Annotated in this window: 1 protein-coding gene; it reads right to left on the bottom strand. The window is 45.1% G+C overall.

Annotation, left to right across the window (positions count from 1 at the left end):
• Window positions 1–264, bottom strand: a 264-nt coding sequence (locus tag R2R70_RS20885; protein ID WP_410979033.1) for a hypothetical protein, incomplete at both ends; no start/stop codon positions are given.

The raw sequence follows: 264 nt of genomic DNA, 5'->3' as shown, positions 1-264 counted from the left end.
ACCAGACTGCGCATAGGCATCACTGACGATACGCTGATTGGTTGGTAGACGATATCTGATGATCGCGGGCTCGTCATTGACGGTGGTCGTCCATCCAGTCACTTCATTACGGTCATTATAGTTTGCGCTGGTAGAGGTTGCCATTTTGCCAAATCCTGGCAAGTTATAGGAGACCTGTCTAAAACTATAACTCATCGCTGCACCCTCAGCGCCCTCATACTGACAGTTTAGCTTTTTTTGCAGTTTATCTTGTTTATAAATATA

Source organism: Cobetia sp. SIMBA_158, from assembly GCF_046566945.1.
In the GTDB taxonomy this organism is placed as follows: Bacteria; Pseudomonadota; Gammaproteobacteria; order Pseudomonadales; family Halomonadaceae; genus Cobetia; species Cobetia amphilecti.
This window is presented reverse-complemented; position numbering and strand designations above follow the sequence as displayed.